Origin of the sequence: Pseudomonas sp. CCC3.1 (assembly GCF_034347405.1) — a bacterium.
GTDB lineage: Bacteria > Pseudomonadota > Gammaproteobacteria > Pseudomonadales > Pseudomonadaceae > Aquipseudomonas.
The window spans coordinates 2,027,306-2,049,193 of sequence record NZ_CP133778.1; the positions used below are offsets into that span (position 1 = coordinate 2,027,306).

Below are 21,888 nucleotides of genomic sequence, written 5' to 3' on the forward strand. Positions count from 1 at the left end.
CAAGTGTCAGCGGTTGTCCGGCTGTGGTGATCGGCGGCGAGTAACTAAAAGAACTTGATAAGAGTGGCTAGCAACCGCGGTACCCTGCATAGGTGTAATGCTCTCTGTCTGCTTGCAAAAGTTGTTTTATGCCAGGGCTCTGCATGTCGACATGCTCGCCTCTGGCATCCAGTGTGCTGATTGCCTTGGCAATGTCACGGTATAAGATGCTCAGCTTGTCATAGGACAAGTCTTGGCGGATAACTACGCGCATGGCAAGGGGGCCGTCTGGGGTTTCGCTGCTGGTGTAAGGCAGGTGATAAGAGGGAAGTTTCCATCCGCGCTTTTCAAGTTCTTGAGATAGATCCGTTAATGTCCATGCTAACGGCGCCGCTCTTTTGTCGATCCACACCACGATCGGGAACAAGTCGGTTTGGCTGATTGTCTGCAGGTGGTCTTGGGAGCCGTGACCAGTATTGATCGAATTGGCAAAATACTTGGCGTTCGACATGCAGTTGTCGATGACGTCTTGATAGCCTTTTTTTCCAAAACGAATCAAGTTGTAATAGGCCGCAATGACCATTGCACTGCCGCGAGAAAAGTTGACGGTAAAGTCTTTGAACGCGGCGCCCAAGTAGGTGACGTTATAGATCAGGGCTGGGTCCACAACCTGCTCATCTTTGAATACGAGTGTTCCGGCTCCAGGGTAAACCAGCCCGAACTTGTGATTGGATACGTTGATGGAACGAACCTGCGGCAGCCTGAAATCCCATAAGAGCGCTGGGCTTGAGAAAGGCAGGCAGAATCCACCACTGGCCGCATCAACGTGCATGGGAATATCGATGGCGTCTTGAGTACCTGCAAATGTGTTTAACTTCATACTCACCAGAACATCATTGATGGCTGCAACCGGATCGGCCGAACCTGTAAAGGTTGTGCCTACGACAGTTCCCACCACAAATACCAATTCTGCTGGGGTTTTTAACGCGAGGATGGCTTTATCCTCAATCGGATCAAAGTCGCAGGCCTCGATAATCATTTGTGCAAGGGCTTGGTGTTCCGGGTTTATGTTTGGAGGGTCGAGCAGGTTTGAAAGGGGAGTGTTTAGAAACGCACGGACATCTTTTTCACTGAGCGTGTATTTGTTGTCTGCCAGATTAAATAGCAGTGCATCAGTGTTGTAATAAAGGCAGTATTTATTCCAGCAGGTATGGATGTCACGTGCTGCAAGTAAAAAAGGCTTGTCTTTGCGGTAATACCCCTGTGGGTAGCCTTCGGGGGTTTTATTTTTCCTGGCTTGCCACAACTTTGTCCATGCATAGCGGTGGGCAATCATGCCCAGCATCACCGCTTCTGAAGAACCAATAGTTGGAGTGCCAATGAATCCGTTGGGGGTCGTCGCGGGTGTGCCATGGTACCAAGACTGAATCATGCGAGCGACGCGATCACCTATTTCAGCCGTTAATGGATACTCGGACTTGTCGATAAATACCTTTCCCAAGGTTTCATGGATGATGGTGTCGATTTCTGGCTCCATATAGTCGGTTATATATGAGCCCAGATCGGCTGAGTTTCTGGCATCCATATCCAGTTCATCATTTATAAGACGTTGAGCGGCCTGTGGGCTCATGGGTAAATCAGGAAGGGTATCTGATGGTATAGCCACTGAAAATGCTTTCTGGCCATAGGTGGGTGTCAAATGATCATCTATAGTTGATTGGAGAGAAGAGACTGTTTTGCCGTCAAGAGAAGATTTGATTTCTTTTTCCATTTTCGTACTCCACCTATAAAAATCAAAGACTGATATCCGACGAGCGCTGCAAGCTGAGAAAAGTTGCTTGCTATATCAGTCGTGCTTGTTGATTTGTACAGTGTGGAGGAACTTAACTTCAGAAGTTTCCGGGCTCTCTGTGGCTTATCTCTTTACGTAAATAAGTTCTGCTCTTGATTGCGCACTATATATAAAAGAGTAATGATTGCCGACTGTTGGGGGCGTTAAACACGATACGGCCATACCTCGAATCAACCCCATGGCGTGGAGTGATCCTCAACGCCGCGCCGATATCTGCTGCGGCGCCAAAAAAGCATCGTGGAAATAGTTACGAAACGCCTGCATGGCGGGGCTGAACGCCCGTTCGCGGTGCCACGCCAGACCCACGCTCATGGGCGTCACCTTGTCGGTGACGGTGAGGGTTTCGATGCGTTTACCTTCCAGTGACCAGGGGCGGTGAACCAGATCCGACAGGATCGCCACGCCGCTGCCATTGGCAACCATGCTGCGCACCGCCTCGACGGAGCTGGTGCGCACCCGCACATTGGGCTGTTGCTGTGCCTGCGCCCAGTAACGCATCGCGCTTTGTTCCGCTTCGTCAACGGTCAGCAGGATGTAGGGTTCCTTGGCCACGTCGGCCAGGCTGACCGCCGGGCGTTCGCACAGGGGGTGATGGCTGGGCAGCCACAAGCGGCGTTCGGAGTTGAACAGTGTCTCCGAGACGATAGCCGGGTGGGTGAGGTTGGCGATAAGGACTACGGCCATGTCGAATCGCCCATCCAGCAACCCCTGTTCGATGGCGGTTCGCTCTTGTTCGTGCACTTCGATGGTCACGTCCGGGTGCCAGTGTTCGAGCCGTTGCAAATGGTGCGGCAAGAAGTAGCCAATCACTGTGTAGCTGGCCGCCAGACGCAACACACCACTGGCGCGCATGTCAGGCAAGGGACTGTTCAACGCGTCATCGACGCTACGCAAAATCACGTAGGCGCGGTTCAGAAAATGTCGGCCAGCATCGGTCAGGTTCATGCCCTGCACCGAGCGCTGGAACAGCAGGGTACCGACGGTGCTTTCCAGTTCCTTGATGGCCGTGGTCACCGCCGATTGGGAGATGTTCAAGTGAATCGCCGCTTGGGAAATTTGCCCTATTTCAGCGGTGGCGACGAAATAGCGAACCTGGCGCAGGGTCAGTGACATGAGCACTCCGGGCGAACAGCCATCTGTTTTTCAGAAGGCATCCTATCGATTAATAGAACTTTCCATGGGGTCAGTAGAAACCTAATTTAGCGTGCATGCGGTCACAAGCGCCAGGAGCAACTGCCATGCAAACAGTGGATTTCAACTCGGATATGGGCGAAGGCTTCGGCCCTTGGACCCTCGGCGACGGTGTAGACAATGCGCTCATGGAACTGATCAGTTCGGCCAATATTGCCACCGGCTTTCATGCGGGCGACCCCGGCACCATGCGCCGTACCGTCGAGCAGGCCAAGCTTCGGGGTGTGGCCATCGGCGCACACCCGGGCTTTCGCGATCTGGTCGGTTTCGGCCGCCGGCATATCCACGCATCGCCCCAGGAGATGGTCGACGACATCCTCTACCAACTGGGGGCCTTGCGTGAGCTGGCTCGCGTTCAGGGCGTGGTCCTGCAACATCTCAAGCCCCATGGTGCGCTCTACATGCACTTGGCTCGGGACGAGGAGGCTGCCCGTTTGCTGGTGCAAAACCTGCAGCGCCTGGAGCCGGAGCTGTTGCTGTATTGCATGCCTGGCTCGGTGATCTGGCGGATCGCAATGGAGCTGGGCCAACCGGTTATCCGCGAATTTTATGCTGATCGCGACTACGACCTCAGCGGTTCGATTGTCTTTACCCGCGCTGTGCGCCCCTACGATCCGGCGCAGGTTGCCGCACGGGTGCTGCGTGCCTGCAGGGAGGGCGTGGTGCGCACAGTTGAAGGTGAGGATCTGGCGATCGAGTTCGACTCCATTTGCCTGCACAGCGATACGCCGGGGGCTCTGGCGTTGGGGCAAGCCATCAGCGGTGCACTCGAGGGGGCCGATATCAGGGTTCGTGCACCGCGCTGAAGTCCACAGCTTTATTTTTTGCCTGCCTTTCTAAAACTATTACAAGAGAAACAGACATGGCCGAACACACTGTAATCACCCAATTGCCCGGAACGTTCTACCGCAGGGCCTCGCCCGAATTGCCGAGCTTCGTCGAGGTGGGCGCACTGGTCAGTGCCGACACGGTGATTGGCCTGATTGAAGTCATGAAGCAGTTTTGTGAGTTGACCGCTGGAACGGCCGGGCGCCTCAGCGCCTTTCTGGTGCAAGACGGTGATCCGGTTGAGTCGGGCCAGGTCATTGCCACTCTTGACGATGAGTGAGGCCAGATCATGACTCAAGGCATTCGCAAATTACTGATCGCCAACCGTGGCGAAATTGCCGTGCGGATAATCCGCGCCGCCCACGCGCTGGGGATACCCACCGTTGCGGCGTGCAGTGAAGCCGACCGCGATTCCCTGGCGGCACGCTTGGCGAATGAAGTTCATGTGCTGGGCCCGGCGCGGGCGGATAAAAGTTACCTGAGTATCGAGGCATTGATCGGTGCCTTGAAGGTCACAGGCGCCAATGCGGTTCATCCCGGTTATGGCTTTCTCTCGGAAAATGCCGATTTCGCTGAGGCGGTTGTCGCGGCAGGTGCGATTTTCGTTGGCCCCAGCCCCGAAACCATCCGGCGCATGGGCGATAAAGCCGAGGCCCGCCGTACTGCGCAAGCCGCTGGCGTGCCCGTAGTGCCGGGTTCGCCGGGTGAATTGGTCGACGTCGACTCGGCGCTTGAGGCCGCCGAGTTCGTTGGCTATCCCTTGTTGATCAAGGCTTCGGCCGGTGGTGGCGGGCGCGGGATTCGGTTAGCGCAAAACGCCCCGCAGTTGCGTGATGAGTTCCCTCGGGCCCAGCGCGAAGCTCAAGCTGCGTTTGGCAATGGCGGGGTGTATCTGGAGCGCTTTATCAGCAAGGCCCGGCATATTGAGGTGCAGGTGCTGGGTGATGGTCAGCGTGCGGTGCATCTGTTTGAGCGCGAGTGCTCGCTGCAACGTCGTCGGCAGAAAATCTTCGAAGAGGCGCCATCTCCGGCCCTTGATCCGCAGCAACGCGAAACGCTGTGCACCAGCGCCGTGCGCTTGGCCGAGTCACTGGGATATACGGGGGCTGGGACTCTGGAGTACCTGTATGACGACACGACCGGCGAGTTTTTCTTTATCGAGATGAACACGCGCATTCAGGTCGAGCACCCGATCAGTGAGTTGGTTACCGGTATCGATCTGGTCCAGGCCATGTTGCGCATTGCCGGTGGCGAGCCTCTGGCGTTGAAGCAAAGCGATATCCAGCTCAAGGGTGCCGCGTTGCAAATGCGCCTGAATGCCGAAGACCCTGAGCGAGATTTTTTTCCTTGCCCAGGGCGGGTTGAGGAACTGATCTGGCCGCAAGGCGCGGGCATTCGTGTCGATACGCACCTGTATGCAGGCTACCGGGTGCCGCCTTACTACGATTCGTTGCTGGCAAAACTCATCGTGCAGGGTGCCGATCGCGCTGAAGCCTTGGCCAGGGCGCTCAAGGCCGTGGAACAGACCACCCTGAGCGGTATGGCCAGCACCTTGCCTTTACATCGCGAACTGTTACAGCAGCCGTGGTTACATCGTGCCGATTTCAATACGGGGACATTGGAAACCTGGCTGGCCGAACGCCGTGGCGGGGGTAAGGCATGAACCATCCAATCCGTTATAGCTTCGGTGCCGACGAGCACCTGTTTGCCGAAGTCAGCGAGAGCATGTCCCTTGAAGCGTTTTTCAAAGGTATGGCAGTTACCCGCGCGGTCGAGCAACTGGCGCTCGATGGTGTACTGGATGTGTGTCTGGCCAACGCATCGTTCCAGATTCGTTTTGACCCGGATCGCATTGCCCCTGATGCCTTGCTGCAGGCCGTGCAAAATGCCGAGGCCGGAGCAGTTGCCGAGCGCACGTTGCACACGCGGATCATCGAAATTCCGGTGCTTTACAACGACCCCTGGACCCATGAAACCCTGATGCGTTTTCGTGATCGGCATCAGGATCCGACCGCCACAGATCTGCAATACGCTGCACGAATCAACGGCCTGGCTGATGTCGATGCCTTTATCGCGGCCCACAGCGGTGCGCCGTGGTTTGTCTCGATGGTCGGTTTTGTCGCCGGTTTGCCGTTCATGTTCCAGATGGTTGAGCGCGAGCGTCAATTGCAAGTGCCCAAGTACCTGCGGCCTCGCACGGACACGCCGAAATTGACCCTCGGCCATGGCGGCTGTTTTGGCTGTATCTACTCGGTGCGTGGCGCCGGGGGGTATCAGATGTTTGGCGTCACGCCAGCCCCGATCTACGACCCTGAACAAAAGCTGGCGTACCTGAAGGACCACATGGTGTTTTTCCGCCCGGGGGACATCGTGCAGTTCAGACCCATGGATCGCGAAGCCTATGACCAGGCGGTGGCCGAGGTGGCGGCAGGGCGTTTTGATCTGCGGATGCGGCCAGTGGAGTTTTCGCTGGATGAATTTCTGGCCGACCCGGTCGGTTATCCCAGGACGCTGCAGGAGGTATTGGCATGATCAAGGTACTCAAACCCGGTCTCGCCACCTCGGTGCAGGACCTGGGCCGCGAAGGTTATTACCACTTGGGCATTCCGCCTTCCGGCGCGCTCGATCAATACGCCTTGAGCGCCGCCAATTGTCTGGTGGGTAACCCTCCTGGGGCGGCAGCGCTTGAATGCACGTTGTTGGGGCCGGAGCTGGAGTTTACGCAGGATGCGCTGGTGGCCGTGTGTGGCGCGAACATGACTGCCCGGCTCGATGGTGAGCTAATGCACGCCGACACGGCGTTCGCGGTGAGGGCCGGGCAAGTGCTGCGCTTTGATTTCCCCACTGTAGGCGCTCGCACCTATGTGGCTGTGGCTGGCGGTATTGATGTGCCAGTGGTGCTTGGCAGCCGTTCGACCTATGCCCTCGGCGCACTGGGCGGGTTTGCGGGTCGGCGCTTGCTCGCGGGCGACCAATTGCCGGTGGGCACGGCCAGCGGCAACAGCTGTGCCGGGGCCAGCCTGCCCATGGCGTTGCGCCAATCCTTGGGCGGCGAAATCACCCTGCGCGTGGTGCCGGGTTTGTATTACCACCGCTTGAGCGAAGCGGCGGCGCAGCGTTTTTTCGCCGAACCCTGGACGGTCGGCTCGGAGGCCGACCGCATCGGCTATCGCTTCAAGGGCGCCGGTGCGCTGAGCTTTGTGCCGCGTGAGCAACCGTTCGGCGCCGGTTCCGATCCATCAAACATCGTCGACAGTTGCTACCCGATCGGTTCGATTCAGGTTCCTGCCGGGCTCGAACCCATCGTGTTGCACCGCGACGCCGTATCTGGCGGCGGCTACGCGATGATCGGCACAGTGATCAGCGCCGACCTCGACTTGATCGGCCAGATGCAACCCAACCAGAAAGCCCGCTTTGTGGCGGTGACCCTCGAAGAAGCGCTGCAAGCGCGGCGTTCCTATAAGAAGAAGCTCAGTTGTCTGAGCAGGCTGTTCCCTTGTGGCGTGGAGGAGGTTGCTCGCGCCTGAACCCTTGATCCGTTTTGGAGTTCACCCCTATGGCAGCGTTATCGCAATCGAGTCAAACCGAACAAGACCCGACCCAGCACCCTGTACCCGCTCAAGCACGCACGGGCCGATTGTCACTGACCATGGCCTGGTGGGCGGTGTGCAGCGCGATGTTCTATATCGTCGTTGGTGCGTCGCTGGCGTTGTCCCACGGCACGCGCAATGCACTGATCGGGATGCTGTTGTCGGTGATCAGCTACGGGCTGGTCAACAGCGTGCTCAGCCGTTTTGCAATCCGCAGCGGCTTATCGGTGGCCTTGTTTTCGCGCCTGTTGTTTGGCAGCACTGGCGCGTGTCTGGCGACGTTGATCTTCTTCTCGACTGCGATTTATTACGCGGTGTTCGAAGGCTCGGTGATCGCGGTGGCATTCAATCACCTGTACCCGCAACTGGCGTATCCAGTGGCTGCGCTGATCGTGGTTCTCTACAGCGTGCCACTGATTCTGGGCAGCGTGCAGCACTGGCTGGACAAGTTCAACGGCGTACTGCTGCCGGTATACCTGGGTGGGTTGCTGGTGGCAGTGGGGCTGTCGGTCAGCCGGTATGGCTACCAGCCGCAATGGCTGGATTTCGGCCCGGCAACACCGAGTGCTTTCGGCTGGTGGGAGTGTTTTGTGGCGTATATGGGCGTGTGGATATTGATGCTGTTCACCTTCGACTACGCCCGTTTCGGCAAGCCTGAAGACGCTGAGTATCATGGCCGCTGGAACTTCGGCATGCCGTTCTATGCCGTGACATTCCTGCTCAATGGTGCGGCGGGCATCTATTTGGTCAGCAGCATTCCCCATGACGGCGCGCTGAGCGAGGTCTCGGTGGTGCTGGCGATTTTGCAGTTGATGGGCCTCTGGGGGCTGGTGTTTGTCTGGGCCACGCAAACTCGGATCAATACGGCCAATTACTACTTGGCAACACTGAACATGCAGGCATTCTTTGCGCGCTTTGGCCTGCGCGGCTCTTACCTGATGTGGGCGCTGGTGGTGGGGGTGATCGTATACGTCTTGATGCTCGCCGATGTGTTTGGCTATTTGCTCAAGGCCCTGGCCTATCAAGGTATTTTTGTGGTGGCCTGGGTAGGCGTGGCGTTGGCGCAGATTCTTTATGGGCGCAGTGACGTGGCAGCGCTCGAGCAGGTACCGGCATTCAACCCGGCGGGCTTGATGGCCTGGTTTGGCGCCACGGCTCTGGGGCTGGGGTTGATGTTTGCCGGGGCTGGTTTGAGCAGCTTTAGCGCACCGCTGACGGCAATTGTTGCGTTTGCCTTGCAGGTGGCTTTGTCCCATCGCAGCCGGATAGGCACGGCGTCGCTAGAGTAGGGGGGGCGGCTCGGAATCTGCGGCTATTCAGTCGCCTTGATGATCAGACCCGAGCCCCTGTTTTCATCGTCTGAACGGAGGTGGTAAGCCCATAGCTCACGACACAAAATCTCCCTCATGCACTTGGCCTACCCGCCCACAATGAGAAGAGGTTTACATGAACAGTTCTGCTGAGCGATTGTTTGATCTGTCAGGTCGTGTTGCGCTAGTCACCGGGTCGGGCCAAGGCATGGGCTTGGGCATAGTCCGCGCCTTGGCCCGACAAGGCGCACGAGTGGTCATTAATGACTTTTACGCCGAGCGCGCAGAAAACAGTGCCAAAACCCTGCAAGCCGAAGGTTTGGATGTATGCGCCGCGCCGGGCGATATCACCGTGGCCGAGGTGCGCGAACAGATCGTCGCGACTGCTCGCGAGACGTTTGGCGAGATCGATATTTTGGTCAATAACGCTGGCGTACCACCGGGCATGCCTGACTCGTTGCGTCAGTTCAAAGACTTGGACGATAGTGACTTCGAGCGCCAACTGGACCTTAACTTGCGCGCAATTGTGGGCCTGACCCGGTTAGTCGTGGGAGGCATGTGCGAGCGCAAGCACGGGCGCATCATCATTATCAGCTCCGAATCCTGGCGTATCGGGCTCAGCTATGGTTTGAGCAATTACGCCGCCGCTAAAGCGGCCGCACTGGGCTTTATGCGGCAACTCGCGCATGAAGTCGGGCGCAGTGGCGTTACGGCCAACGCCTTGTCGCTGGGATGCATGAACAACTTTGGCTATGACGAAACCGCTAAGGCCACCACGGCTGTGGGTCGCGCAGGCACGCCAGACGATGTGGGAGCGGCTGTGGCCTTTCTTAGTTCGGACGAAGCGTCCTGGCTGACGGGGCAGGTGATTGCCCTCAATGGCGGCTCGACCACAGCGTAACGTCCTGTGCTTTTCAGGGATTAGCAGGCAAGGTTCGCAACGGCTGTTGCTTGCTGATCCATGACAGGTCCACCAATCCACTGTGGGTGTGTAGTGGTCAACTAATCCCGATCACGGCGATGAAGTTGCACACAGCCAGCGCGGCTCGCCAACTCATGTCGAGGTCCGATTGGGTTTCCTTACCCTTGAGCACTAAGGTCACAAAGGCATGTTCCTTGTGCGCGGGCTCAGAAAATCGGAATGGTGTAATTCACATACACGCGGTTTTCGCTATTGCGGTAGTTGTACTCATAGGCCGATGCTGTGCTGTGGCCGATGGCGTTGTAATAGGAGATACCCAGGCCCTTGGCAGGGCCGCTTTGGATCGCGTAGTGCAAAGCAATATCGCGTTCCCATTCCTGAGCATTGCTGGCATTACTCTGTTTGATGTCGGTGCCGCGCCAGTAGGAGGTATTAAATATCAGCCCTGGAACACCCATCGCGGTGAAGTCATACGTGTATTGAGCGAATGTGGTTTGTTCTCCGGCGCGGGTAAAACCATACAGAAGACGCGAGGTTTGCAGGTAGAAAGTGAAGACTCCGGCTTCTTTGTTTGGCAACGAGGACGGGATGATCGCTGCAAAATTACTGTTACCGGACACGCTCTGATAACCGGCCATGAATGAATGGGCGGTATGGGTGTAGGTCAGTGAGGCTGACCAAGTCGTGTTGTCGATAATACCGGTACCGTCTTTGGTATAACCGGAAATCCGGTAGCCGGGATCACCATTTTTGCCATCCGAGCGGCTTCTGAAATAGCGCAAATCGGCGAGCAGCGACTGGCTGGGGTTGAACTGATGTTTGGCGGTCAGGCCGAGGAAATCTTGTTTGTAGTAATCTTCCAGTTGGCCAAAATAATACTGTGCCTTGATATTTTTATTGGGCGTGTAATCAAAGCCTGCATAGTTGAAACCGCCACTTTCTTCAGTACCGCCTGCGGCCGCCAGCCCGGCCCGATCCGAAGAGTAACGACCGGTAGCTTTAGTCAGCCGTCCTCCTGTGGCGACGACGTTGTCGATGTCTTTGGAAACGAAGTTCCAGCCCTGATAGGTTTGTGGCAGGACCCGAGTGTCATCAGACACCAGTATCGGAATGCTTGGGGTGATAGCGTTTCCGCTGAAAACCGTGGTGTTGGAGTATTTAATTTTGGCGTTGGCGGCAGCCCTGGCCCAACTGCCGACTCCGGTATCTCCGTCACTGGGGATCATCGTGCCCCGTTGATGGTGTCCGGCCCCCCCATCGAGTTTGACTGCCAGCATGCCTTTAGCATCAATACCCACTCCAAGCATGCCGGGCGTAAACCCCGACACAAAGTCCAGTCTGAATCCCTGAGCCCACTCTTGCGACTTGCTGGTCAACTTATTGGTCGGCGAAAAATAATCGGCGTAATGGTGAGTGAAAAACACATTGCGCAAGGATAAGTTAAGCGTCGAGTCGTCAACAAAACCACTGGCCATTACGGAGGGCGAGAGGAGGCATAGCAACGGAAAACCTAATGCTTTGGGGGTCATATAATGCTCGTTCTATTGTTTTTGTTTTAAGAGTGATGATGCATTACTAAGTGTCGCCCTGCCTTAATGCACAGGGGTATAAAGTGCGTCTTTATTCAGGGTGTTTATTATTTAATAACGTATACACCTCGTCATGCGGCCATCGGGAGCCGACCGGCTGGCGCTGGCCGAATCGTTGCGCATTATTCAGCGATGAAGTAAGTGGATAATCGACCCAATCGTAAATCACAGTACGTTGGGCAATTTTCCATTCTTTGCCGCGCTTTTCGAACAGGTCGGCATACCGGCCGAGAATCACCACCTGTTTCAGTACGCCCTCTTGATCAGGGGCGCGCTGGAAGGCACTGAACTTCGACTCTACCACCGCGGACACACCTTGCAGCTCAATCAGGATATTGGTGATCTGATGCACGCTACGGTCCATGTTTTCCAACGCTTTAAGCGCCCATTCAATGAAACCGCTGGCTGATCCCTTATAGGGTCCATGGCAATCGCTGGCGTCTTCCCAGTAGGCAGATCGCAACGCCTGTTCATCGACTAAATCGATACCCCGGCAGTAGCGATATAAACAGTCGCGAATGGCTTCGCGGTCCAGCAGTTGTTCGAGCGTCGACATAATGATTGTGCCTGCAAGTCATCCCGTCTCGGGTCACTGGACTGTATTTTCAGGCGCTGTAGGCGTCAACGCACAAGTCGACGGCACGCGTTGATTCACATCTGTGAATTGCGCATTTCCAGCAGGCTCAGTGCGCCCAAATTCACATGCATGATGTTGTGCATCAAACCTGTGTTTGCGTTGACAGTGGCCTGCTCGTACCGCGATTGTTTAGTCACGTTCGGGCGATAAAAACAATGCCCTGGAATATGGAGAACCGAACGCCGGAGGTTACATGCGCGCTTTAATGCAAGAGCGACAATTATTAATATCCACCTTGATTGACCATGCCGCGCTTAATCACCCTACGGTTGAAATCGTATCGCGTACCTGTGAGGGAACTGAACTTAGAACCGATTATAAAACGGTCCGTTCACGCGCATTGAAATTGGCCAAGGCATTAATAAAGTTGGGCGTTGAAGAGGGCGACTGTGTAGGTTCTCTGGCCTGGAATACACACCGGCACTTAGAGCTGTATTACGCGGTGCCGGGGATGGGCGCCGTACTTAATACGGTCAATCCTCGTTTGTTCGCGGAGCAGATTGAATACGTCATTAATCATGCTCAAGACAAAGTGCTGTTCTTCGATATCACGTTTGCCGAGCTGATCACTGAACTGCGCCCCAGATTGTTATCGACAGCCACTTTCGTGGTCATGACTGATCGGGCCCACAAGCCACCTGGACTCGACAATTGCCTGTGTTATGAAGACTTGGTCGAGGCCGAGGATGATGATTACCAGTGGCCCCAGTTTGAAGAGACTCGGGCTTCATCGCTGTGTTACACCTCCGGCACCACGGGCAACCCCAAGGGGGTGCTGTATAGCCATCGCTCCACGGTGTTGCATTCCTTTACTGCCTGCTCGATGGATGGGTTGCAACTGTCCAGCCAAGACAGCGTGCTACTGATTGTCCCGTTGTTTCACGTCAATGCCTGGGGTGTGCCTTACGCGTCGGCCATGTGTGGCGCCAAGATGGTGTTGCCGGGGCCCTGGCTAGACGGCCAAAGCTTGTTCAATTTGCTGCGGGCTGAACGCTGCAGTGTGTCTATCGGCGTTCCGACCGTATGGCTCGGCCTGCTCAAGTTCATTGAAGAGAACCCGTACCTGATCAGCGAAAAGCTGACGCTGGAACGTGTCCTTGTCGGCGGTTCGGCTGCCCCTCGGGCTTTGATCGAACGCCTGCATGACATTCTGGGCGTTACCACCATTCACTCCTGGGGCATGAGTGAGACAAGCCCGCTGGGGACCATCGGTAACCTGCTGCCCAAGCACCGGTCTTTGTCGCTTGATGAACAGATCACCATTCGCGCCAAGCAGGGCCGCCCCATCTATGGCGTCGAAGTGCATATCGCCGGTGAGCAGGGCGAGCAGTTACCCCGTGACGGCAAGGCGGCAGGTCATCTCAAGGTCCGTGGACCGTGGGTCGCCTCGGGCTACTTCAGAGGCGAAGGGGGTGATGTGCTGGATGCCGAAGGCTGGTTCGCCACGGGTGACGTCGCCAGCATCGACGAGGACGGCTACGTACAAATCACCGACCGCTCCAAGGATGTCATCAAGTCCGGCGGGGAATGGATCAGCTCCATCGACCTGGAAAACGCCGCCATCGCCCATCACGCCGTACAAGAAGCCGCCGTCATCGGCCTGGCTCATTCGCGCTGGCAGGAGCGACCACTGCTGGTGGTTGTGGCTCGACCCGGTATCGAGGTAACGAGCGCGCAGCTCCTCGCATTTCTCAGCACTCGAGTGGCCAAGTGGTGGTTGCCTGATGACGTGGTGTTTGTCGAAGAACTGCCCCATACCGCGACCGGAAAACTGCAAAAAGCCCAACTTCGCGAACAGTTCAAAACCTTCGTATTCAGCAGCGACCGGCCTGAGGCCGCCCCGACCCGGAGTGATGTAAATGCCGCAACTAATAATGGATGACGCCGATGGTGTCCTGGAGATGTTACGTGACAGCGTCGCCGCTTTTGCCCAAGGCCGTCCCGGGCCACAGAGCCTGCGTCAATTGCGCAGCAGCCAAGCCGACCTGGACCGCGAGCAATGGCAAGAAATGGTGGAGGCCGGCTGGATCGGCCTGATGCTGCCCGAAACGCTGGGGGGCGCAGGGCTGGGCATCCGTGAGCAAGTGGTGATTAGTTTCGCCTTGGGCCGCGCATTAATCCCTTCACCCATGGCGACGGCATCGGTGCTCAGCAGCGCGTTATTGGCCGCAGTACCTGAATCTGCAGAGCAGCGGCGTCTGGCATCTGGGCTGATTCAGGGCGAGGCAATTGTTGCTGTAGCTGTTTCAGAGCCCGGCCTGACGGTACGTCTTCTAGAGGGCGCAATCGTGCTCGACGGGCGTTGCGAGTTTGTTGACGCCGCGGCATCCGCCACGGACTTGCTGGTTCTAGCCCGTTATGGTGAAGAAGACATGCTGGTCAGTGTGCCGTCTGCTGCCGAAGGCCTTGAGCACCACGAGCGCCCCGCCGTAGATGGCAGTCGGATTGCTTCTCTGCAATTCAGCAGTTGCTTGGTCAAGACCGAACGCGTGTTAGCCCGTGGTGCACTGAACACGCAGATCGAGACCGCGATCAACTTGGCGCGAACAGCCCTTGCAGCCGAACTGTGTGGGCTGGCTAGCCAGGCGTTCAATCTGACCCGCACCTACACCTGCGACCGCGTGCAGTTTGGCAAGCCCATCGCTGGTTTTCAGGTGATCCAGCACCGTTTGGTCGACCTGTGGGCCGAAGCAGAGTTTGCCTGCTCGGCGGTGGTTAACGCCGTAGAGCGGATTGAGCAGGGCAGCGCTCGCGAAGCGCGCCTGGCAATTTATGCCGCCAAAGCTAGGGCCGCAGATGCAGCAACGCTTATCGGGCGCCAGGCCATTCACCTGTTTGGCGCCATGGGGTTTACCGACGAATGCGACATCGGTCTGTACCTCAAGCGCGCCATCAATCTGGGCGCCACTCTTGGTCAGGCCGAAAGCCTGCGTATCCAATTCATTCGTGAGGAGCGTGCTGCTTAGGCTGCGCGAGTAAAAGCATGCAGAACCATTTACTCAAAGTAGAAGTGATCGATCATGTTGCAGTGGTCACCATGGACGCCCCACCGGTCAACGCTCAGTCGCGGGACTTCGCCGAAGAGCTGATCGAGGTTTTCGACGAACTGAATGACCTTGCCGAGGTACGGGTCATTGTCCTTACTGGTGCCGGCAAAGTGTTTTCTGCGGGTGCTGATATCAAATCGCGCGGCAACATCGGTGCCGTTCCCGGTGACACCAACCGGCATCTGCGTCGGACCCGCGAAGTGGGTTTTTGCATTATGGAGTCGAGCAAGCCAGTTATCGCGGCGGTCAACGGTCCCGCGCTCGGCGCAGGGATGGGGCTGGCGGTGTGCTGCGATATTATTCTGGCGAGTGAAAATGCGGTGTTTGGCCTACCGGAAATCGACATCGGCCTGATGGGTGGCGTGCGTCACACCATGCGCCTGTTTCCTCACTCTTTGACCCGCCGCATGGTGTTGTCGGGCTATCGCGTCACAGCAGCCGAATTGTATCGGCGCGGCATTATTGAAGCCTGCACGCCGCGTGAAAGCCTCATGGATGAAACTATGCAGATCGCCCGTGAAATCGCCAGTAAAAGCCCAATGGCGCTGAAGTTGGCGAAGCGTGCGATCAACACTGTGGAAACCATGGGGCTCAAGGACGGTTACCGATTTGAGCAAAACCTCACTGTCGAAATGACCCGCCATGAAGACTCCAAGGAAGCCATGCGCGCGTTCCTGGAAAAACGTGCTCCGATCTTCAAGGACTCAATCTGATGACTCTGGACTGCAATAGTTTGCCCGACGAAGCGTTCCGTACTCTGTTTCGCGAGTGGGTGCTGGAGAACTGCCCGATGGAGCTGCGTTACCTGCGCAAGCAGCGACCGGTCTATGAAGAGGTCAAAGTCTGGTATCAGGCACTGGCGAAAAAGGGCTGGCTGTCGCCCGTATGGCCACGCGAGTACGGCGGTATGGGCCTGTCGCCGGCTAAGCACATGATCTATGTAGAAGAGTGGGGGCGCCTGGGATGCCCGCGCATCCCCGATCATGGCATCGGCCTGACCGGACCGCTGTTGATTCACCATGGCAGTGAAGCGCAAAAAGCCGAATTCCTGCCCAAAATTCTCTCGGGCGAGCACATCTGGTGCCAGGGTTACTCTGAGCCCAATGCAGGCTCAGACCTCGCGAGCCTGCGCACAACGGCAGTTCTTGATGGCGAGCACTTTATCGTCAATGGGCAAAAGATATGGACCACCTTGGCCCACTGCGCCAACTGGATATTCGTCTTGGTGCGCACTGACAAAGAGGCCAAGCCACAGCGAGGTATATCCGTGCTGTTGGTAGAGATGAGCACGCCGGGTGTCGACGTGCGCACGATAGAAAACCTGCGCGGTGAAGCGGATTTCTGTGAGGTGTTCTTCGAAAATGTGCGAGTGCCGGTGCACAACCTGGTCGGCGACCTGAACAATGGCTGGACCCTGGCCAAGTCGGTCTTGGGCCATGAGCGCATCTTCCTGGGCTCACCCACGCGCGCCGAATACGCACTTGACCGTCTGGACAGGCTCGCCGCTGACCGTGGGGCGTTTGAAGATCCGGCGTTTCTGTCGCGCTATGCCAAGTTGCGTCTGGACCTGTATGACCTGGGCTCCAGTTACGAGCGTTACGCCAAGGTTTTACGGTCGGGTGGGGAGTTGGGTGCAGACGTTTCGGTGCTGAAAGTGTTCGCCACCGAGCTGTACCAGCGCATCACCGAAGAAATGTTGAACCTGGCGCAAGAAGAGGCGCGATACAACGATGACTTGCTGATCGAGGGGGGGCAGATCGACGCCATGAATCTGTTCCTTGATGCGCGCGCTCCGGCGATATTCGGTGGTTCCAATGAGATCCAGCGCAATATCCTGGCCAAGGCCGTCTTGCACCTGCCGGGGTAGGGCGCCGCACTCTGTAGCGCTCGCCGTCTGTGGCGACGGGGGGACCCGTCGCTGCAGGCGTGGGCTTTTACATGTCTGGGTTAGAGCTCGATTTCAATGGGCGTTTGAAATCCTTCCACCGGCTCCAGGGCCTTGGCTGCACGTTGCAGAATCTGCAGGTAGTGGTCGAAGTTATGGCGAATGCGCTCAGCCGCTCCGCCGAGCCCAAGGGTTGCCGGCTGGCCCTGAATGGTGACCGGCAGCAAGACGCAAATAGAGGCGCCGCCTAGGAAGGGAATGTTCTCAGTGGCGGCATAGCCTTGGCTGCGAATACTGCGCACCTTCTCCATCATCGTTGGCAAGTCGACACGCTCGCCGTTTTTTTGGGTGACGATGTTTGCGCGACGAATAATGTTATCGAGCATCTTGTCGCTCATCGTCGACATCAGCATCCACCCGGTGGCCGACTGCGTCATGGGGCGCAATTCACTTTCGTTGACCTGAAAGCGCAGGGCATGCACGGACTGGATGACTTGAACGTACTGCACGTAAATATCATTTTTGGTGTTGATGGACACCGATTCGCCGGTTTCGGCGTGGACATCGTTCATCGCGGCCAGGATACCGGGTGACGAAAACAGCGTGGTCGGTACCCACTCGCCCAGTGAAGTGACCTTTACCGTGGGGAAGTACAGGCGCTCGTGGCGATTGAAGTTTAGATAGCCCAGGGAAATAAGGGTCTTGAGCAAAACCGTTGTACTTGATTGCGGATAACCCAAGGCTGCGGAGATCTCTGACATGGCCCGCGGTTGCCGTACATGTTTAAAAAACTCAAGTATTTCAAGCACTCGCATGGCGGATTTAACTTGTGACGGTTGCATATAAAACGCCCCCTTGTGCGGTGATCTTTTTCACATCTGTGAAACTCATGCGCACATATGTAGTTATTGTTGTTGGCCACAGATTCGGATGACAGGATGGTTTTGTCAAGGCGCTACCCAGCGCTGATTTGAATGCAGTCCCACTCATAATAAGAGGTAAAAAAATGGGCAGATTGGCCGGCAAAGTTGCATTAGTGACTGGGGGCGCACGGGGTATTGGCGCAGCCATCAGTGAGGCATTCGCCCGTGAAGGCGCACAGGTAGGCATTCTTGATCTTAAAGAAGACGTCGCTCGTGAGGCGGTGCAACGCATCGAAGCACAAGGTGGCCGTGCCGTCGCCTTGATCGGGAATGTGGCCCGCCGCGACGATGTGCTGCGTGCCGTCAGTAGCCTGACTGAAACCTTTGGCGCGCCCACCGTGCTGGTCAATAACGCCATGTGGAACCGTTACGGACCTTTGCAAGAACAGAGCGAAGAGTTGATCGGACGCATGATCGACGTGGGCTTTAAAGGCGTTGTCTGGGGGTATCAGGCGGTGCTTAAAGGCATGACCGATGCGGGTGGTGGTTGCATCATCAATATCGCGTCGCCTTCTGCGGTGCTCGCTATGCGCAATGGCATCATGTACAGCGCGGTCAAGTCTGCCGTGTTGGGCCTGACTCGTTCCGGCTCGGCGGAGTTCGGCCCGTACAACATTCGTGTCAACGCCATTGCACCGGGGCCGACACCGACTGATGGGGCCAATCTGGTGGTCGATGAGGCTGCCTGGGAGCGCCGTCGCCAGCGCATGCCCATAGGGCGCCTGGGTACACCTGAAGACATTGCCAACGCAGCGGTATTTCTGGCCAGTGAAGAGTCGAGTTTCATTACCGGAGACATGCTGTTTGTCGACGGCGGAGTGACTTACGCGTTTTCTTGATTCGGCTCACGTACACGTGCGGGTTGTCCCTGGCGTAAAACATTAAAACAGGTCACCCGTTAATAACGGCTTTAGAACACTCGTTATCCCGATAAACAGGGCGAGAACGATGAGTGCCAGTGTTATGGCGCAACGCATTCGCTCGCCTTGAAGTTGGGGTAAATAAGGAATGCCATGCCTATTACGTTTACGCGACTTGGCGAATTACCGGATTTACTCGGAGAAAGTCCGGTGTGGGACAGTGAGAACCAATGTTTATATTGGGTCGACAGTGTTTCAAAGTTAATTCGTCGCTATGAACCGGCCAGCGGTGTTTTCAGTCATTGGCAAGCACCGTCCATGGTCGGTTGTGTCGGCCTGGGTCAAGGGCGAACGCTGATTGTCGGCCTGGCCGACGGGATTTACCGCATGGCGCTGGACAGCGGTGAATTCACGCCCTTGCTGCGTCCGCTTCCGGTCAACCCTGACGTGCGTTTCAACGACGGTCGTACTGACCGTTTCGGCCGTTTCTTGTGCGGCTCCATGGGCATCCATGCAGATCCGCAGGGGGCACTCTATCGGGTTTCGGTGGATGGCCATGGCGAAATGCTGGCCAACGGTATCCGAATTGCCAACACCCTGTGTTTTAGCCCTGACGGCGACACCATGTACTTCGCCGATAGCCTCGACCGCACCATCCGCGCTTATAAATATGGGCATGAGCGCCAGCCCCTGACTGAGCCGCGACGCTTCACCGAAACCGAAGTGTTGGGCTCTGGACCCGATGGCGCGACGGTCGACGCTCAAGGGTATATCTGGGTCGCACTGGTTCAGGTGGGGCGCATCGCGCGCTTCTCTGCGGACGGCATTCTGAACCGCCTGATCAAGTCCCCGACGGACATGCCTTCATGCCTGGCGTTTGGCGGCCCCGATCTGTCGACGCTGTACGTCACGTCGATCAAACACTCAGGCACGGGTCGTGCCATATCTCGCCATCCTGACGGTGGTTTCCTGTTTGCCATCGATGGACTGGGTGTACAGGGCCTGCCTGAACCGCGATTTGGGCAGTGCCCGGTTACGGTTGAACCCTTTGAGAGTGTATCCGTATGAGCAATCAGTCTTCTTTATCAGCACTGCTGGCCCCTCGTTCAATCGCCCTTATCGGCGCCTCGCAAGACCCCACGCGCATTGGAGGACGTCCGCTGCGCTACCTGCGCGAGAGCGGTTACGCCGGTGCTGTCTACCCGGTCAACCCCAATCGTGAAAGCGTTCAGGGCCTGGCAGCCTATCCCTCTATTGCCAGTCTGCCGCAAGTACCTGACGTTGCTCTATTGGCAGTGCCGGCCGCTGCGACGTTGCAGGCCGTGCGTGAGTGCGCAGAGCAGGGCGTCGGCTCGGCGATCGTATTCTCAGCGGGCTTTGCAGAAGCCGACGATGCTGGACGGGCTGTCCAGGAGCAAATAAGTGCCATTGCCCGAGAATCGGGGATGCGCATTCTGGGTCCCAACTGCCTTGGCGTATTTAATGCGCAAGCCAACTATTACGGGACGTTCTCGGCCATCTTCGATGCGAGTTTCATGCAGCCGGGGCCGCTGGCCATTGTCTCTCAGAGTGGCGCCTATGGTTCTCATCTGGCACATTTGGCCCGTCAGCGCGGGCTGGGCATCAACTACTGGATCACCACCGGCAACGAGTGCGATGTCGATGTGGCCGAAGCCCTCAGTTGGGTCGTTGAGCAGCCGGACGTCAAAGTGGTCATGGCGTACGCAGAGGGCATCCGTAATCGTGAGCGTTTTTTGGCGGCGCTAGAGACAGCGCGGAAAAACGAAGTCGCGATTGTTTTCATGAAAGTCGGTCGTTCGGTTGTCGGCGCCCATGCTGTGAGTTCGCACACAGCCGCCCTGGCGGGTTCGGACGCAGTGTTCGATGCCGTTCTGCGCCAATATGGCGTCTACCGTGCACACACCACGGCCGAGCAACTGGACGTGGCCTATGCGGCTGCTCGCGGGCGTTTTATCAGGGGGAATCGGTTGGGCATCTTCACCCTCTCGGGCGGTTTCGGCATTCAGATGGCCGACGATGCTGAAGCCGCCGGGCTGGCCGTGACACCCATGCCGCCCGAAGCACAGCAAACACTCAAAGCGCTGTTGCCCTATGCCTCGCCCAATAATCCGGTGGACGCAACGGCCCAAGCGCTCACTGACTTGCCGTTGATGAGCGAGTTTATTCGGGCAATGCTCGACCAAGGCGGTTATGACCTGTTTACCGCCATTCTGGGCAGCGGTCCGGCCAGCCCGACGTTCGCGGACTCGCTGCGCCAAGCTATGCAGAAGGCCATCGGGGACAATAACGAGTGCCTCAAATGCCTGACCCTGTCCGCACCTGCCGAGGTCGTGCGCAGCTATGAGTCTCAAGGTTTTCTTGTATACGAAGACGGCAGCGCGTTGATCAATGCGCTTGGGGCGCTGGTGAGTTTTCGCAAGAGTTTCGACCTGGCCCGACAGACGCACGTGACGCCTGCCAAAGTGCCCGCCATCGACATCCCCAAGCGTGCCATGAGCGAACACGAGGCCAAGTCTTTGCTGGCCCGAGCAGGGATTCCTTTCCCGCCCGAGGTGCTTATTGCGCCTGGCGCTGACCCGTGTTCAGTGGCCCGCGATTTGGGGTTCCCTTTGGTCATGAAAATTTCCTCGGCAGACCTGCCGCACAAAACAGAAGTGGGCGGCGTTCGGCTGCACCTCAAGGATGAACACGAGGTGCGTGACGCCATGGTGCGCATGCTCGCCGACGTCCGCGCCAAGGCACCTGCTGCGCATATCGATGGCATCACCTTGGCGCCCATGGCCAGCGGCGGAGTAGAGACCATTGTCGGTGTGTTCATCGACCCGGTCATGGGGCCAATGGTGATGTTCGGGCTAGGTGGAGTTTTTGTGGAAGTTCTCAAGGACGTGACCTTCCGTGTGGCGCCTTTTGATTCTACTGAGGCGTTGCGCATGATCCGTGAAATACGCGGCTTCGCACTGCTTGAAGGGGTTCGTGGTGCGCCGCCCTCGGACATCCATGCGTTGGCCGCACTGTTGGCACAGCTGTCGCAGTTTGCGGCCAGTCATGCCGAGCAGATTGAAAGCATCGATCTGAATCCTGTGCGGGTGTTGGAGCAGGGCAAAGGGCTGCTGGTCCTGGACGCGCTGATTGTGGCCGCCGCCAGTAAAGCCCGTTGACGTTGCGTTAACACCTCGATGAATCGCTTGCGCCGGGCACTGGATTGATTGCATCGGCGAGCACAAAAGACAGATTGGGTTCACGCCTGGCGCGAA

Annotated in this window: 19 protein-coding genes; 14 read left to right on the plus strand and 5 right to left on the minus strand. The window is 57.2% G+C overall.

What is annotated here, in order from left to right; genetic code table 11:
* Positions 1 to 67: 67 nt before the first annotated feature.
* Entirely contained in the window at positions 68 to 1,750 is a 1,683-nt protein-coding gene (locus RHM56_RS09315) for a pyridoxal-dependent decarboxylase (RefSeq protein ID WP_322240770.1), read from the minus strand.
* Positions 1,751 to 2,026: 276 nt separating this feature from the next.
* On the minus strand, positions 2,027 to 2,944 hold the full coding sequence (locus tag RHM56_RS09320) for a LysR family transcriptional regulator (RefSeq protein ID WP_322240772.1): 918 nt from the start codon (positions 2,942 to 2,944) through the stop codon (positions 2,027 to 2,029).
* Between the two features lie 125 nt (positions 2,945 to 3,069).
* Between RHM56_RS09320 and RHM56_RS09325 the strand changes: the two genes are divergently transcribed.
* From RHM56_RS09325 to RHM56_RS09355, 7 genes are all read left to right on the plus strand, one after another.
* Entirely contained in the window at positions 3,070 to 3,828 is a 759-nt protein-coding gene (locus tag RHM56_RS09325) for a 5-oxoprolinase subunit PxpA (RefSeq protein WP_322240774.1), read from the plus strand.
* Positions 3,829 to 3,884: 56 nt separating this feature from the next.
* Positions 3,885 to 4,130 carry an acetyl-CoA carboxylase gene (locus RHM56_RS09330; RefSeq protein WP_322240776.1) on the plus strand — a complete coding sequence of 82 codons (246 nt, stop codon included), beginning with the start codon at positions 3,885 to 3,887 and terminating at the stop codon, positions 4,128 to 4,130.
* Between the two features lie 9 nt (positions 4,131 to 4,139).
* Positions 4,140 to 5,513 carry an acetyl-CoA carboxylase biotin carboxylase subunit gene (locus tag RHM56_RS09335; RefSeq protein WP_322240777.1) on the plus strand — a complete coding sequence of 458 codons (1,374 nt, stop codon included), beginning with the start codon at positions 4,140 to 4,142 and terminating at the stop codon, positions 5,511 to 5,513.
* Positions 5,510 to 6,382: an allophanate hydrolase subunit 1 gene (locus tag RHM56_RS09340; RefSeq protein WP_322240779.1), complete on the plus strand. Its 873-nt coding sequence runs from the start codon at positions 5,510 to 5,512 to the stop codon at positions 6,380 to 6,382. Before RHM56_RS09335 ends, RHM56_RS09340 begins: the two co-directional genes overlap by 4 nt.
* Positions 6,379 to 7,377, plus strand: coding sequence for a biotin-dependent carboxyltransferase family protein (locus RHM56_RS09345; RefSeq protein ID WP_322240780.1), 999 nt, complete (start codon positions 6,379 to 6,381; stop codon positions 7,375 to 7,377). Before RHM56_RS09340 ends, RHM56_RS09345 begins: the two co-directional genes overlap by 4 nt.
* Before the next feature lie 29 nt (positions 7,378 to 7,406).
* The gene (locus RHM56_RS09350; protein WP_322240782.1) at positions 7,407 to 8,729 is read left to right on the plus strand and encodes an allantoin permease; all 1,323 of its coding nucleotides are present in this window, start codon (positions 7,407 to 7,409) and stop codon (positions 8,727 to 8,729) included.
* 157 nt (positions 8,730 to 8,886) lie between these two features.
* Positions 8,887 to 9,651, plus strand: a complete 765-nt coding sequence (locus RHM56_RS09355; RefSeq protein WP_322240783.1) for an SDR family NAD(P)-dependent oxidoreductase — start codon at positions 8,887 to 8,889, stop codon at positions 9,649 to 9,651.
* Positions 9,652 to 9,878: 227 nt separating this feature from the next.
* Here RHM56_RS09355 and RHM56_RS09360 read toward each other — a convergent pair whose 3' ends face one another.
* Positions 9,879 to 11,201 carry an OprD family outer membrane porin gene (locus RHM56_RS09360; protein ID WP_322240785.1) on the minus strand — a complete coding sequence of 441 codons (1,323 nt, stop codon included), beginning with the start codon at positions 11,199 to 11,201 and terminating at the stop codon, positions 9,879 to 9,881.
* A gap of 91 nt (positions 11,202 to 11,292) precedes the next feature.
* Positions 11,293 to 11,817: a nuclear transport factor 2 family protein gene (locus RHM56_RS09365; protein ID WP_322240786.1), complete on the minus strand. Its 525-nt coding sequence runs from the start codon at positions 11,815 to 11,817 to the stop codon at positions 11,293 to 11,295.
* Positions 11,818 to 12,091: 274 nt separating this feature from the next.
* Between RHM56_RS09365 and RHM56_RS09370 the strand changes: the two genes are divergently transcribed.
* From RHM56_RS09370 to RHM56_RS09385, 4 genes are read left to right on the plus strand one after another with little or no spacing between them, the layout of a single operon-like run.
* The gene (locus tag RHM56_RS09370; protein WP_322240788.1) at positions 12,092 to 13,780 is read left to right on the plus strand and encodes a long-chain fatty acid--CoA ligase; all 1,689 of its coding nucleotides are present in this window, start codon (positions 12,092 to 12,094) and stop codon (positions 13,778 to 13,780) included.
* Complete coding sequence (locus RHM56_RS09375) at positions 13,758 to 14,864, plus strand: acyl-CoA dehydrogenase family protein (protein WP_322240789.1); 1,107 nt, start codon at positions 13,758 to 13,760, stop codon at positions 14,862 to 14,864. Before RHM56_RS09370 ends, RHM56_RS09375 begins: the two co-directional genes overlap by 23 nt.
* A 17-nt stretch (positions 14,865 to 14,881) precedes the next feature.
* The gene (locus RHM56_RS09380; protein WP_322240790.1) at positions 14,882 to 15,658 is read left to right on the plus strand and encodes an enoyl-CoA hydratase/isomerase family protein; all 777 of its coding nucleotides are present in this window, start codon (positions 14,882 to 14,884) and stop codon (positions 15,656 to 15,658) included.
* The gene (locus RHM56_RS09385; RefSeq protein WP_322240791.1) at positions 15,658 to 16,812 is read left to right on the plus strand and encodes an acyl-CoA dehydrogenase family protein; all 1,155 of its coding nucleotides are present in this window, start codon (positions 15,658 to 15,660) and stop codon (positions 16,810 to 16,812) included. Before RHM56_RS09380 ends, RHM56_RS09385 begins: the two co-directional genes overlap by 1 nt.
* 80 nt (positions 16,813 to 16,892) lie before the next feature.
* Here RHM56_RS09385 and RHM56_RS09390 read toward each other — a convergent pair whose 3' ends face one another.
* A complete protein-coding gene (locus RHM56_RS09390; protein ID WP_322240792.1) occupies positions 16,893 to 17,672 on the minus strand; it encodes an IclR family transcriptional regulator in 780 nt (259 codons plus the stop codon).
* Positions 17,673 to 17,836: 164 nt separating this feature from the next.
* On the opposite strand from RHM56_RS09390, the gene RHM56_RS09395 reads away from it, so the two are divergent.
* The 3 genes from RHM56_RS09395 (at position 17,837) to RHM56_RS09405 (ending at position 21,792) form a co-directional block, all read left to right on the plus strand.
* On the plus strand, positions 17,837 to 18,592 hold the full coding sequence (locus RHM56_RS09395; protein WP_322240793.1) for an SDR family oxidoreductase: 756 nt from the start codon (positions 17,837 to 17,839) through the stop codon (positions 18,590 to 18,592).
* 174 nt (positions 18,593 to 18,766) lie between these two features.
* Entirely contained in the window at positions 18,767 to 19,681 is a 915-nt protein-coding gene (locus RHM56_RS09400; RefSeq protein ID WP_322240795.1) for an SMP-30/gluconolactonase/LRE family protein, read from the plus strand.
* Positions 19,678 to 21,792: an acetate--CoA ligase family protein gene (locus tag RHM56_RS09405; protein ID WP_322240797.1), complete on the plus strand. Its 2,115-nt coding sequence runs from the start codon at positions 19,678 to 19,680 to the stop codon at positions 21,790 to 21,792. The genes RHM56_RS09400 and RHM56_RS09405 overlap by 4 nt, the downstream gene beginning before the upstream one ends.
* Positions 21,793 to 21,888: the final 96 nt, after the last annotated feature.

Bases quoted from the DNA above. Each gene is read 5' to 3' on its own strand.
- RHM56_RS09385 (WP_322240791.1), top strand. From the start codon at position 15,658: ATGACTCTGGACTGCAATAGTTTGCCCGACGAAGCGTTCCGTACTCTG.
- RHM56_RS09340 (WP_322240779.1), top strand. From the start codon at position 5,510: ATGAACCATCCAATCCGTTATAGCTTCGGTGCCGACGAGCACCTGTTT.
- RHM56_RS09380 (WP_322240790.1), top strand. From the start codon at position 14,882: ATGCAGAACCATTTACTCAAAGTAGAAGTGATCGATCATGTTGCAGTG.
- RHM56_RS09335 (WP_322240777.1), top strand. From the start codon at position 4,140: ATGACTCAAGGCATTCGCAAATTACTGATCGCCAACCGTGGCGAAATT.
- RHM56_RS09390 (WP_322240792.1), bottom strand. From the start codon at position 17,672: ATGCAACCGTCACAAGTTAAATCCGCCATGCGAGTGCTTGAAATACTT.
- RHM56_RS09350 (WP_322240782.1), top strand. From the start codon at position 7,407: ATGGCAGCGTTATCGCAATCGAGTCAAACCGAACAAGACCCGACCCAG.
- RHM56_RS09345 (WP_322240780.1), top strand. From the start codon at position 6,379: ATGATCAAGGTACTCAAACCCGGTCTCGCCACCTCGGTGCAGGACCTG.
- RHM56_RS09355 (WP_322240783.1), top strand. From the start codon at position 8,887: ATGAACAGTTCTGCTGAGCGATTGTTTGATCTGTCAGGTCGTGTTGCG.
- RHM56_RS09320 (WP_322240772.1), bottom strand. From the start codon at position 2,944: ATGTCACTGACCCTGCGCCAGGTTCGCTATTTCGTCGCCACCGCTGAA.
- RHM56_RS09405 (WP_322240797.1), top strand. From the start codon at position 19,678: ATGAGCAATCAGTCTTCTTTATCAGCACTGCTGGCCCCTCGTTCAATC.
- RHM56_RS09370 (WP_322240788.1), top strand. From the start codon at position 12,092: ATGCGCGCTTTAATGCAAGAGCGACAATTATTAATATCCACCTTGATT.
- RHM56_RS09375 (WP_322240789.1), top strand. From the start codon at position 13,758: ATGCCGCAACTAATAATGGATGACGCCGATGGTGTCCTGGAGATGTTA.
- RHM56_RS09365 (WP_322240786.1), bottom strand. From the start codon at position 11,817: ATGTCGACGCTCGAACAACTGCTGGACCGCGAAGCCATTCGCGACTGT.
- RHM56_RS09315 (WP_322240770.1), bottom strand. From the start codon at position 1,750: ATGGAAAAAGAAATCAAATCTTCTCTTGACGGCAAAACAGTCTCTTCT.
- RHM56_RS09400 (WP_322240795.1), top strand. From the start codon at position 18,767: ATGCCTATTACGTTTACGCGACTTGGCGAATTACCGGATTTACTCGGA.
- RHM56_RS09325 (WP_322240774.1), top strand. From the start codon at position 3,070: ATGCAAACAGTGGATTTCAACTCGGATATGGGCGAAGGCTTCGGCCCT.
- RHM56_RS09330 (WP_322240776.1), top strand. From the start codon at position 3,885: ATGGCCGAACACACTGTAATCACCCAATTGCCCGGAACGTTCTACCGC.
- RHM56_RS09395 (WP_322240793.1), top strand. From the start codon at position 17,837: ATGGGCAGATTGGCCGGCAAAGTTGCATTAGTGACTGGGGGCGCACGG.
- RHM56_RS09360 (WP_322240785.1), bottom strand. From the start codon at position 11,201: ATGACCCCCAAAGCATTAGGTTTTCCGTTGCTATGCCTCCTCTCGCCC.